Annotated in this window: 7 protein-coding genes; all 7 read right to left on the bottom strand. The window is 72.9% G+C overall.

Annotation, left to right across the window (positions count from 1 at the left end):
• Positions 1–268 precede the first annotated feature (268 nt).
• The 7 genes from ACYVO2_RS20300 to uvrA all read right to left on the bottom strand — a co-directional run bounded on the left by ACYVO2_RS20300 (position 269) and on the right by uvrA (position 12,522).
• Positions 269–3,226, bottom strand: a complete 2,958-nt coding sequence (locus tag ACYVO2_RS20300; RefSeq protein ID WP_461009321.1) for a M14 family metallopeptidase — start codon at positions 3,224–3,226, stop codon at positions 269–271.
• Between the two features lie 274 nt (positions 3,227–3,500).
• Entirely contained in the window at positions 3,501–4,280 is a 780-nt protein-coding gene (locus ACYVO2_RS20305) for a nucleotidyltransferase domain-containing protein (RefSeq protein ID WP_461009322.1), read from the bottom strand.
• Positions 4,281–4,341: 61 nt separating this feature from the next.
• Positions 4,342–5,319 (bottom strand): DNA-binding protein WhiA, encoded by a 978-nt coding sequence (gene whiA / locus ACYVO2_RS20310; protein ID WP_461009323.1) that lies wholly within the window; start codon positions 5,317–5,319, stop codon positions 4,342–4,344.
• Positions 5,310–6,305 carry a gluconeogenesis factor YvcK family protein gene (locus tag ACYVO2_RS20315; RefSeq protein ID WP_461009324.1) on the bottom strand — a complete coding sequence of 332 codons (996 nt, stop codon included), beginning with the start codon at positions 6,303–6,305 and terminating at the stop codon, positions 5,310–5,312. The genes whiA and ACYVO2_RS20315 overlap by 10 nt, the downstream gene beginning before the upstream one ends.
• A 125-nt stretch (positions 6,306–6,430) precedes the next feature.
• Positions 6,431–7,261 (bottom strand): RNase adapter RapZ, encoded by an 831-nt coding sequence (rapZ, locus tag ACYVO2_RS20320; RefSeq protein WP_461009351.1) that lies wholly within the window; start codon positions 7,259–7,261, stop codon positions 6,431–6,433.
• Between the two features lie 83 nt (positions 7,262–7,344).
• Positions 7,345–9,465 (bottom strand): excinuclease ABC subunit UvrC, encoded by a 2,121-nt coding sequence (gene uvrC, locus ACYVO2_RS20325; protein ID WP_461009325.1) that lies wholly within the window; start codon positions 9,463–9,465, stop codon positions 7,345–7,347.
• Between the two features lie 84 nt (positions 9,466–9,549).
• Positions 9,550–12,522, bottom strand: coding sequence for an excinuclease ABC subunit UvrA (gene uvrA / locus ACYVO2_RS20330; protein ID WP_461009326.1), 2,973 nt, complete (start codon positions 12,520–12,522; stop codon positions 9,550–9,552).
• Positions 12,523–12,558: the final 36 nt, after the last annotated feature.

Genomic DNA, 12,558 nt, shown 5'->3' on the forward strand with positions numbered 1-12,558 from the left:
ACGCGCCGGATCCACGTCCGGCGAATGGATGGGACGTCCCCGACCACGTACGACCCTACCTCGCCGGACCTTCCGGGGTGGCATTGGACTCCCCGCCTGTGGACAACGGCCCCGCGCGGGGCCGGCCGGGGTGTGAACGGCGGGGTGGGCGGGGCGCCGTGAGGCCGGCGGGGAGAGGGTGGGTGACGCGGCAGGGCCCCGTCCGGTGTCCGGACGGGGCCCTGTTCGATCAGGGACGCGCACGGGCGCGCGTCACCCTCCGCTCAGGTCACTGCTTCTTCAGCAGTTGCCCGAGCGCGGTGCGGACCAGGCGGGCCCGCTCGCCCTTGTCGGTGACGTGCTCCAGGCCGAAGCCCAGCAGGACCGTGTCGTCGGTGACGACCGCGGCCGAGGAGTGGAACAGCGCCTGGGAGCGGGTCCACTCCACCGCGTTGCCGGGGCTGCCCTCGGGCGCGCCGGGCGTGGTCCACGGGCCGAGGGAGGTCTCGAAGCCCTCGGTGCCGGAGTCGGTGCCGCCGATCACCAGGCGGGTGGCGTCGGTGAAGACGCCGCGGCCGCCGGTGCCGCCGTCGGTGACGTAGGCCAGGGACAGCACGACCTTCTTGCCCGCGTAGGCGCTCAGGTCGTACGTCACGTCGCGCCAGCCGTCGGAGGAGCCGGTGAGCCGGTGCCAGGCGCCGGTGGAGCCGGTGGCGGTGCAGCCGTCGGCGTTCACGGTCAGGTAGTGCCGCAGGAACGGGTGGCCGCTGACGTAGAAGCCCTCCTCGCACTGGGTGGGCACCTCGGAGTCGGTGGCGCCGTTCGCCTCGGGCAGCGTGGTCCAGTCGTCGGCGCCCTCGGTGTGCGCCTCGAGGAGCACGTTGTCGTAGCCGGGCTCGATGTCGTAGCTGAGCCGGAAGTTCAGCTTCGGCGCGTCGGCGGCGGTCACCGAGGTGAGGTCCACCGTGCGGGTCAGCCGGTTCCAGGCGTCGTCCGAGTGCCGGGCCGCGGCGAACCACTCGCCCTCGTACGGCTCGAACGGCGTCTTCACCCCGGGGTAGTCGCCCGCGGCCGCACTGGCGAACTGCGGGAACTCCTCCGGCGGGAGGCTGTCGGAGGTGACGGTGTACGCCCCGGCCGCGTCCAGCGGGTTGCCCTCGGCGTCGCCGAGCGCGGCGTTCGCCCCGTCCAGCCTGCCGAGCGCCTGGAAGGCGGTGGTGTCCCGCAGCGAGGCGCGGCTGTCGGCGCCCAGGTAGTACTGGCTGAAGTCGTCGGTTTCGGCCGGGCCCACCGTGGAGGTGCCGCCCGCGCGCTCACCGGCGGAGATCAGCTTGCCGCCCTCGTTGACGAAGGAGCGCACCGCCAGCAGCGTGTCACCGCCCGGCCGGTTGTCCCCGGTGTACCAGACGGCGGCCTTGAAGTGGCTGAGCACCCCCAGCGCGTCCGGGGCGCCCTGCGTGGCCACGTCCCACACGGCGGCGGAGTGGCCGGCGTCGCGCAGCGCCTGGACGTAGGTGCGGGCGTGCACGGCCGCGGCGGAGCCGCCCTCGTCGGCGATCACCAGGGTGTCGGCCTTGGGCCGCTCGGCGACGGTGTAGGTGAACCGCTCGCTGGTGGTGCGCTTGCCGTCCGCCGTCCTGCCGGTGAACCAGGCGGTGACCTTCGAGCCGGGCTCGGCGCCGTACACCTTGGCCCGGTACTCGTCGAAGTAGTGGTTGTCCTCACCGCCGAACCGCTCGCCGCCGGCCCACGCCTTCGGGAACGAGGTGCGCGCGGGACCGCCGTCGATCCGGTAGTGCAGCCGCTTGTCGCGCACGCTCTTGCGGGCGGTGACGGCGACCTGCTGGGCGGCGCCGGCCGCGTAGGAGGTGGTGAAGGCGTGCGGCGTGAAGTCGGGCGCCTCGATGCCGACCGACGAGGCCGGCCGGTCCGGAGTCAGCGCCGTCTTGGCGACGGACAGCGCGAAGGGGATGTTCTTGGCGAACTCCTGCTGGATCAGCTTCTCGTCGTCGGGGAAGTGGAAGCCGCTCTCGCAGTCCTCGGGCCGCCACTCGTCGTTCGGGTCGACCCGGGAGGCGACGGAGCAGGTGGACATCTCCGGGGTGAACATCAGCACGCCGTTGACGTTCGCCGCGTGGCCGTCGGTCTCGCCGTTGGTCACGTACAGCTCGGAGGACAACTGCGGGCGGTAGCCGGGGACGGCGGACTTCTCCGGAGTCCCGGCCAGGGCCCTGAGGATCACGTCGTCCGGCGAGGACGTGGCCACCTGCCAGCCGATGCCGTACAGGATCAACTGCGCGGCGGAGTGGTAGTTGACGCCGTACTCGAAGCCGATCCGCTTCTGGAAGGCGTCCAGCGCCCGGGTCTCCGGCTCGGACATGGGCCCGGGGCCGCGGTAGGTCTCGTCCGCCGGGTCGGGCGAGGAGCCCTCGTTGTCGTACCCCCACCGGTAGGCGAAGTTCCGGTTCGGGTCCACGCCGTCACCCGCGGTGATCCTGCCGTCGCCGTTGTTGTCGCGCAGGGTCTTGCGCCACATGCGGTTGTCCGGGTCGGCGTGGGTGAAGTCGTAGCCGTCGGGGTTGGCGACCAGGACGAACCACAGCTCGGTGGAGTCCACGAGCTTCGTGATCTCCTTGTCCTTGCCGTAGTTGTCCAGGTAGTGGTGGAGCAGCCGGCGGGTCATCTCCGGGGTGATCCACTCACGGGCGTGCTGGGTGGACAGGTACAGCACGGAGGGCTTCTTGCCGTCCTTGACGGTGCGGGCGTTCTTGCTGACCTTGACGGCCAGGATGTCCTGCCCCTTCAGGCTCTTGCCGATGCTCACGACCTTGGTGAGCTCCGGGTGCGCCTGCCCGGTGCGGACGATCTCCTCCTTCAGGCCGCCGGCGCCGCTGTAGGGGCGGAAAACGCCGTCGCCGGCCCGCTCCACCCGCTTGGCCGCGGCGGAGGACAGGGTCCGCTCCTCCAGCTCGATGCCCTTGGCCTCGACCTCGGCCGCCTGCTTCTCGGTCAGGTAGACCTCGACAGTGGCCTTGCCCTTGGCCGGCACCTGCTCGCTCAACTCAAGGCCGTCCACACCGGCTTCGAGCAGCGTGGGCATCTGGGCCCGGGAGACCTGGGCGGTCCACACGGACAGGCCGTCGCCCCCGGCCTCGGAGACGCCCTCGGCCTGGGCGGACGGTATGGCAGCGGTCACGCCGAGCACGAGCGCGGTCGCGGCCAGGAAGGCGGTGGCTCTTCGCCTCATGAACTTCCCCCGGATCGAACGACAGGAACAAGACGGACCATCCGACTGATGATCCGACTGGTGTGATGGTCATGCACGGAGGACAGCCTTGAAGGTGGATCATGAGCCTGTCAATGGCAGAACTCTGTTGGCGCCAGATGGATGTGTACGTTCCGCTCCGGCGCGGGGCCGAGCGGCTGCGTGGGGCGGCGCCGGCGCCCCGGCCCGGGGCGCCTCGTGGGAGGGACGCGGAAGGGGCGCGGTCACCCGGCTGTAACGGGTGGGCGGGAAGCGGTTACACGGGTGACGGCGCGCCGGGACCGGCCGCCTCGCGCACAGCCCGCTCGCAGCGCTCCCGCGCCGCGTCCACCAGGGCGGTGAGGCCCTCGCGCGGCGGGGCGGTGATCAGGTCGTCGATCTCGCGCAGGCCCGCCCCGGCGAGCAGTTCCTTCTCGTTGGTCACCCACACGCCGCGGGCGGCCAGCACCGCGTGCGCCGCGTACGCGGCGGCCTGGACGACCAGCCCGGCGCACTGGGCGGTCCGGCCGTGCGCCGCGTGGCCCGCCCGGGCGTAGGCGAAGGTGTGCTCCGCCATCCCCCACCACACCCGCGGCGCGGCCTCCCGCAGCGCGGCCGGGTACTCCGGCGCGGGCAGGGTGCCGCGCAGCACGGTGTGCAGGGCGAGCTCTCCGACGACGAGGTAGCTCGGGATCCCCGCGAGGTGGAAGAGCAGAGGTTCGACCCGGAACCTACCCCGCCGGGCCTCGGCGAGTTCGTGCTCGACGCTGTCCAGGTCGCGGTAGTGCACGTCCACCCGGCGGCCGTCGACGCGCAGCCAGGCCCCGCCGTTGAACACGCCGCCGCCCCAGCCGCCGATCTCGGACACCTCGCCGGGCCAGCCGAGGTCGCGCAGGTCCCGGGGCCGGAAGGCGCCGCGGTAGTAGAGGGCGAAGTCCCAGTCGCTGTCGGGGCGGTGGTTGCCCCGGGCCCGCGACCCGCCGAGCGAGACGGCCCGCACGGCGGGCAGCGCGGCGAGGCGGTCGGCGACGTGATCGAGGAAGGCGGTGTCGTCCACGGGGCAATTGTCGCGGACCGACGGGGCGGATCCCGGTGGGGGCGGGGCGGGAGGCCCGCCCTCAGCCGACCATTTCCTCCGTCAGGTTGGACTCGGTGCCCGGCAGGCCGAGCTCCGACGCCCGCTTGTCGGCCATGGCCAGCAGGCGGCGGATGCGGCCCGCGACCGCGTCCTTCGTCAGCGGCGGGTCGGCCAGGGAGCCCAGCTCCTCCAGCGACGCCTGCTTGTGCTCCATGCGCAGGCGGCCGGCCGCGGCGAGGTGCTCGGGCACGTCGTCGCCGAGGATCTCCAGGGCCCTGGCCACCCGGGCGCCCGCGGCCACCGCGGCGCGGGCCGAGCGGCGCAGGTTGGCGTCGTCGAAGTTGGCCAGGCGGTTGGCCGTGGCCCGCACCTCGCGGCGCATCCGCCGCTCCTCCCAGGCCAGCACCGACTCGTGCGCGCCGAGCCGGGTCAGCAGCGCGCCGATCGCGTCGCCGTCGCGCACCACGACCCGGTCCACCCCGCGGACCTCGCGGGCCTTGGCCGCGATGCCGAGCCGGCGGGCCGCGCCGACCAGGGCGAGCGCCGCCTCCGGGCCCGGGCAGGTGACCTCGAGGGAGGACGAGCGGCCCGGCTCCGTCAGCGAGCCGTGGGCGAGGAACGCGCCGCGCCACGCCGCCTCGGCGTCGCAGGTGGCGCCGGACACCACCTGCGGCGGCAGCCCGCGGATCGGGCGTCCCCGCCCGTCGACCAGGCCGGTCTGCCGGGCGAGCTGGTCGCCTCCGGCCACGACCCGCACCACGTACCTGCTGCCGCGCCGCAGCCCGCCCGGCGCCATCACCACGAGGTCCGATGCGTGCCCGAACACCTCGAGGATGTCCTTGCGCAGGCGGCGCGCCGCGATACCGGTGTCCAGCTCCGCCTCGATCACGATGCGTCCGCTCACCAGGTGCAGTCCGCCCGCGAAGCGCAGGATCGCCGAGACCTCCGCCTTGCGGCAGCAGGTCCGGGTGACGGGGAGCCGGCTGATCTCGTCCTTCACCGCTGCCGTCATCGCCATGGGCCGATCCTTCCATGCATCCGAAAAATCCGGTCGTACGCGGCGGCCAACAGCTCCGGGTCGTGTCGCGAGCTGACGGCCTCGCCCTCGCGGGGGCGCGCGGCGACCGGGGCCAGCTCGACGGCGCCGTGCAGCCGCCGCGCCGCCCGGATCAGGCTGGCGCGGTCGTGCACGGCCGCCTCGTCGGCCAGGACCACGTCGATGGCGAGTTTAGGGGCGTGTCCGGCCAGGACCTCCAAGTGGCGCTGCGGGGAGAACCCGTCGGTCTCCCCCGGTTGGGGGGCGAGATTGAGCGCCAGCACCTTGCGGGCCTTGGTGCGTATGAGCGCGTCGGCGAGCTGCGGGACCAGCAGGTGCGGCATGACGCTGCTGAACCAGGAACCGGGCCCGAGCACCACCCAGTCGGCGTCCATCACGGCGGCGACGGCCTCCGGGACGGCCGGCGGGTCCGGCGGGTCCAGCCGCACTTCCTGCACTTCACCGGGGGTGAGGGCCACCGTGGCCTGGCCGCGCACGGTGGTGACCGCCTCCGGGCGCTCAGGGTCGTGGCCGCGCACGGTGGCCTCCAGCGCCAGCGGTACCGCGGACATCGGCAGCACCCGGCCGTGGGCGCGCAGCAGCCGCCCGACGAGGTCGAGCGCGGCCACGTGGTCGTCCAGTTGCTCCCACAGGGCCACGATCAGCAGGTTCCCGACGGCGTGCCCGTGAAGTTCACCCTTGCTGGTGAACCTGTGCTGGATCACCTCCGACCAGGTGCGGCCCCATTCGTCGTCACCGCACAGCGCGGCGAGGGCCTTGCGCAGGTCCCCGGGGGGCAGCACGCCGAGTTCGTCGCGCAGCCGGCCGCTGGAGCCGCCGTCGTCGGCGACGGTGACCACGGCGGTCAGGTCGCCGGTGATCCGGCGCAGCGCGGCCAGCGAGGCGGACAGGCCGTGCCCGCCGCCGAGGGCCACCACCTTGGGCTGCATGCCCCGGCGGCGGCCCATGAGGCTGGGGATGCGGCCGCGGACGGGCGCCGCGCCGCCGCCCCGGCCGACGGCGCCCCGTCCGCCGCCCGCCCCACCTCCTGCGCTCTCGTCCCGCCCCTGGCGGGCCCCTTTGGTGGCGCGGATCACTCGCGCCCCATGTCGCGGTGGACGAGGACGGTCTCCACCCCGTCCGCCGTGAGCCTGCGGGCCAGGCCCGCGGACATGGCGACGCTGCGGTGCTTGCCGCCGGTGCAGCCCACCGCGATGGTCACGTACCGCTTGCCCTCGCGCCGGTACCCGGTGGCGACGATGCGCAGCAGCTCCGCGTACCGGTCGAGGAACTCCTTGGCGCCCACCTGGTCGAAGACGTAGCGGGAGACCTCGTCGTCCAGGCCGGTGCGGGGGCGCAGCTCGGGCACCCAGTGCGGGTTGGGCAGGAAGCGGCAGTCCACCACCAGGTCGGCGTCCACCGGCAGGCCGTACTTGTAGCCGAAGGACATCACGGTGGCCCGCAGCTCGGGCTCCTCCTCGCCCGCGAACTGGGCGTCCATCTTGGCGCGCAGCTCGTGGACGTTGAGGGCGGAGGTGTCTATCACCAGGTCGGCCTCGCCGCGCAGTTCGCGCAGCAGGTCCCGCTCCTTGGCGATGCCGTCCACGATCCGGCCGTCGCCCTGGAGCGGGTGCGGGCGGCGCACGCTCTCGAAGCGGCGCACCAGGGCCTCGTCCGAAGCCTCCAGGAACAGCACCCGGTGCCGCACCCCGCCGGTGGCGAGGTCGGCGAGGGACTGCCGCAGGTTGTCGAAGAAGCGCCGGCCGCGCACGTCCACCACGACCGCTATGCGCGGCACCGCCCCCTGGGAGCGGGCGCCGAGATCCACCATGGTGGGGATCAGGGCCGGCGGCAGGTTGTCGACCACGAACCAGCCGAGGTCCTCCAGGCACTTGGCGGCCGTGCTGCGCCCGGCCCCGGACATGCCGGAGATCACCACCAGTTCGGGGATGGCCTCGCTTCCCGCCTCGGGCGTGCTCACTTCTCCTCCTGAGTCCTTGACTGTGCTCACGTCCGGCTCCCCCGTCCTGTCGACTCGCCCGCGCCGCCTGCGGCGGGGGCGTCCTCGATGATCTCGCCCGTGGCGGTGTTCACCGCCGGGGCCGCCGGCGCGGCCTGGGCGAGCGCGACCGCGACCGCCTCCGCGGTGCGGCGGCCTATGCCGGGCACCGCGCAGATCTCCTCGACCGTGGCGGCGCGCAGCCTCTTCAGCGATCCGAAGTGCTTCAGGAGCGCCTGGCGGCGGGTCTCGCCCAGGCCGGGGACGTTGTCCAGCGCGCCCGCGGTCATGGACTTCGACCGCTTGCCCCGCTGGTAGGCGATGGCGAAGCGGTGCGCCTCGTCGCGCACTCGCTGAAGAAGGTACAGTCCCTCGCTCGTGCGGGGCAGCACCACCGGGTCGTCCTGCCCGGGCAGCCACACCTCCTCCAGGCGCTTGGCCAGGCCGCACAGGGCGACGTCGTCGATGCCCAGCTCGTCGAGGGCGGCCCTGGCGGCGGCGACCTGGGGCTGTCCGCCGTCGACCACGACCAGTTGCGGGGGGTAGGCGAACTTGCGGGGGCGGCCGGTGTCGGGGTCGATCGGGCCCGCCGCGGGGGCCGCGCCGTCCACCGAAGCGAGGCCGTCCACCGCCGCGATGCCGTCCACCGGCGGGGCGGCCGGGCCGCCGTCGGGGCCGGCCCCGGGCTCGTCCGCGCCGTTCACCCCGCCGGTCCACTGGTCGGTGCGCTGCTGCTCCGCCAGGTGGCGCCGGAAGCGGCGGCTGACCACCTCGTGCATGGCCCGCACGTCGTTCTGCCCGGTGAAGCCCTTGATCTGGAAGCGCCGGTACTCGCTCTTGCGAGCCAGGCCGTCCTCGAAGACCACCATGGAGGCGACCACGTCCTCCCCCTGGAGGTGGGAGATGTCGAAGCACTCGATGCGCAGCGGGGCGCTGTCCAGGCCCAGGGCCTCGGCGATCTCCTCCAGGGCGCGGGAGCGGGTGGTCAGGTCGGAGGCGCGCCTGGTCTTGTGCAGGGCCAGGGCCTGCTTGGCGTTGCGCTCGACGGTCTCCATCAGGGCCCGTTTGTCCCCGCGGCGGGGCACCCGCAGGTCCACCCGGGAGCCGCGCCGCCCGGAGAGCCACTCCACCAGCGGCTCCGCCACCTCGGGCAGCGCGGGCACCAGCACCTCGCGCGGCACGGCGTCGCCGCTCTCGTCGCCGTACAACTGGGTGAGGGCGTGCTCGACCAGGCCCGCGGTGTCCACGGCCTCGACCTTGTCGGTGACCCAGCCGCGCTGGCCGCGCACCCGGCCGCCGCGGACGTGGAAGATCTGGACGGCCGCCTCCAGCTCGTCCTCGGCGACGGCGATCACGTCGGCGTCGGTGGCGTCGGTGAACACCACCGCGTTCTTCTCCATGGCGCGCTTGAGCGCCTCGATGTCGTCGCGCAGGCGGGCGGCGCGCTCGTACTCCATCTCGGCCGCCGCGGCCTTCATCTGCTGCTCCAGGCGGCGCAGGTGGGCGCCGGTGCGGCCGGCCATGAAGTCGCAGAACTCCTCGGCGAGCTCCCGGTGCTCCTCGACGCTGACCCGGCCGACGCAGGGGGCGGAGCACTTGCCGATGTAGCCGAGCAGGCAGGGGCGGCCGACCCGGGCGGAGCGCTTGAACACCCCGGAGGAGCAGGTGCGCACGGGGAAGACGCGCAGCAGCAGGTCCACGGTCTCGCGGATCGCCCAGGCGTGGGCGTAGGGGCCGAAGTAGCGCACGCCCTTCTTCTTCGGCCCGCGCATCACCTGCACGCGCGGGAACTCCTCGCCGAGGGTGACGGCGAGGGAGGGGTAGCTCTTGTCGTCCCGGTACTTGACGTTGAACCGGGGGTCGAACTCCTTGATCCAGGAGTACTCGAGCTGGAGCGCCTCGACCTCGGTGCCGACCACGGTCCACTCCACGGACGCCGCGGTGGTGACCATGGTGCGGGTGCGCGGGTGGAGGTTGGCCACGTCCTGGAAGTAGCTGGACAGGCGCTGGCGCAGGCTCTTGGCCTTGCCCACGTAGACGACCCGGCCATGGGCGTCGCGGAACCGGTACACGCCGGGGGAGTCGGGGATGTCGCCCGGCTTGGGGCGGTAGGTGGACGGGTCGGCCATGGCTCCACCCTACTGAGTGGCACCGACAGCCGGGCGCGGGCCGCGTCTCGGCGGCCCGCGCCCGGCGGGAGGGTCGGGGTGCGGCTACTTGGCGCCCGCGGCCGCCTTGCGCGGCGCGGTCCTGCGGGCGGTGCCGCCGTTGCCCGCGGCCTTGTCCGCGGGGGACTGGCCCGGCACCTTGCCGGCCCGCTTGCGCGCCGGGGCCGCGTCGATGCTGTCCACCGGCAGGATGTCCCGCAGGAACTTGCCGGTGTGGCTCTCCGGGACCCCCGCGACCTGCTCGGGCGTCCCCTCGGCGACCACCAGGCCGCCGCCGCTGCCGCCCTCGGGGCCCATGTCCACGACCCAGTCGGCGGTCTTGATCACATCGAGGTTGTGCTCGATGACGATCACCGTGTTGCCCTTGTCGACCAGTCCGGTGAGCACCTGGATCAGCTTGCTGATGTCCTCGAAGTGCAGACCGGTGGTCGGCTCGTCCAGCACGTACACGGTGCGTCCGGTGGAACGCTTCTGGAGCTCGGAGGCCAGCTTGACCCGCTGGGCCTCGCCGCCGGAGAGGGTGGGCGCCGACTGCCCGAGGCGGACGTAGCCGAGCCCGACGTCGTTGAGCGTGCGCAGGTGGCGGGCGATCGCGGGCACGGCCTCGAAGAAGCCGAGCGCCTCCTCGATCGGCATGTCCAGCACCTCGGCGATGGACTTGCCCTTGTAGTGGACCTCCAGCGTCTCCCGGTTGTACCGGGCGCCGTGGCAGACCTCGCACGGCACGTAGACGTCCGGCAGGAAGTTCATCTCGATCTTGATGGTGCCGTCGCCCGAGCAGTTCTCGCAGCGCCCGCCCTTGACGTTGAAGGAGAACCGGCCCGGCAGGTAGCCGCGGACCTTGGCCTCGGTGGTCTCGGCGAACAGCCTGCGGATGTGGTCGAAGACGCCGGTGTAGGTGGCCGGGTTGGACCGCGGGGTGCGGCCGATCGGCGACTGGTCGACGTGGACGACCTTGTCCACCAGGTCGTCGCCGTCCACCCGGGTGTGCCGCCCGGGCACGCCGCGGGCGCCGTTCAGCTCACGGGCCAGGTGGGTGTACAGGATGTCGTTGACCAGCGTGGACTTCCCGGAGCCGGACACGCCGGTGACGGCGGTGAGCACCCCGAGCGGGAAGGAGACCGTCACGTCCTTGAGGTTGTGCTGGCGGGCGCCGCGCACGGTGATCCTGCGCTTGGGGTCGCGCGGGCGGCGGACCTGCGGGACCGGGATGGACCTGCGCCCCGCCAGATAGCCGCCCGTGAGCGACTTCTCGTTGGCCAGCAGCTCCTTCAGCGGCCCGGAGTGGACGACCTCGCCGCCGTGCTCGCCCGCGCCCGGGCCGATGTCCACCACCCAGTCGGAGGTGCGGATGGTGTCCTCGTCGTGCTCGACGACGATGAGGGTGTTGCCCATGTCGCGCAGCCGCACCAGGGTCTCGATCAGCCGGTGGTTGTCGCGCTGGTGCAGGCCGATGGACGGCTCGTCCAGCACGTAGAGCACGCCCACCAGGCCAGAGCCGATCTGGGTGGCCAGACGGATGCGCTGCGCCTCGCCGCCGGAGAGGGTGCCCGCGGCGCGGTCGAGCGAGAGGTAGTCCAGGCCGACGTCGACCAGGAAGCGCAGCCGCTCGTTGACCTCCTTGAGCACGCGCTCGGCGATGGCCTTGTCGCGGTCGGTGAGCGTCAGGGCGCGCAGGAACTCCGCGCAGTCGCTGATCGACATCCCCGCGACCTCGGCGATGGACTTGCCCTGGACGGTGACCGCCAGCACGATCGGCTTCAGCCGGGTGCCCTGGCAGGTCGGGCAGGGCACCTCGCGCATATAGCCCTCGAAGCGCTCGCGGCTGGCGTCGCTCTCCGCCTCGGCGTGCCGCCGCTTGACGTAGGGGACGGCGCCCTCGAACGAGGTGGTGTAGGCCCGCTCGCGGCCGTAGCGGTTGCGGTAGCGGACCTCGATCTGGGTGTTGTGCCCGTACAGCAGGGCCTTCTTGGCGCGGGCGGGCAGCCCGGCCCAGGGGATGTCGGTGCGGAAGCCCAGCTCGGCGGCGAGGGCGCCGACCAGCCGGGAGAAGTAGTCCTTGGTGTGGCCGAGCGACCAGGGGCCGATCGCGCCGTCCTCCAGGGACTTCTCCTCGTCGGTGACGATCAGCTCCGGGTCGACCTCCATGCGGGTGCCGATGCCGGTGCAGTCCGGGCAGGCGCCGAACGGCGAGTTGAAGGAGAAGGACCTGGGCTCCAGCTCCTCGAACGACAGGTCGTCGTACGGGCAGTACAGGTGCTCGGAGAACATCCGCTCGCGCTGCGGGTCGTCCTCGGGCAGGTCGACGAAGTCGAGGATGACCATGCCGCCGGACAGGGACAGCGCCGTCTCCACCGAGTCGGTCAGGCGCCGCTTGGCGGACTCCTTGACCGTCAGGCGGTCCACGACCACCTCGATGGTGTGCTTCTCCTGCTTCTTCAGCTTCGGCGGGTCGGTGAGCTGCACGGTGACGCCGTCCACCCGGGCGCGGCTGTAGCCCTTGGTCTGGAGGTCGGCGAACAGGTCGACGAACTCGCCCTTGCGGGCGCGCACCAGCGGGCTGAGCACCTGGAAGCGGGTGCCCTCGGTGAGCTCGAGCACCCGGTCCACGATCGCCTGGGGGCTCTGCCGGGCGATGGGGCGGCGGCACTCGGGGCAGTGCGGCCTGCCGATGCGGGCGAACAGCAGCCGCAGGTAGTCGTACACCTCGGTGATGGTGCCGACGGTGGAGCGCGGGTTGCGGGAGGTGGACTTCTGGTCGATGGAGACCGCGGGCGACAGGCCCTCGATGAAGTCCACGTCCGGCTTGTCCATCTGGCCGAGGAACTGCCGCGCGTAGGACGACAGCGACTCGACGTAGCGGCGCTGCCCCTCGGCGAAGATGGTGTCGAAGGCCAGGGAGGACTTGCCCGACCCGGACAGACCCGTGAAGACGATGAGGGAGTCGCGAGGGAGGTCCAGCGAGACGTTCTTCAGATTGTGCTCGCGAGCGCCACGGACGGTGAGGCGGTCGGCCACGCTGATGCGCCTTTCTGACAACGGCAGGGGGCAGGG

Source organism: Streptomyces capparidis (assembly GCF_054782095.1).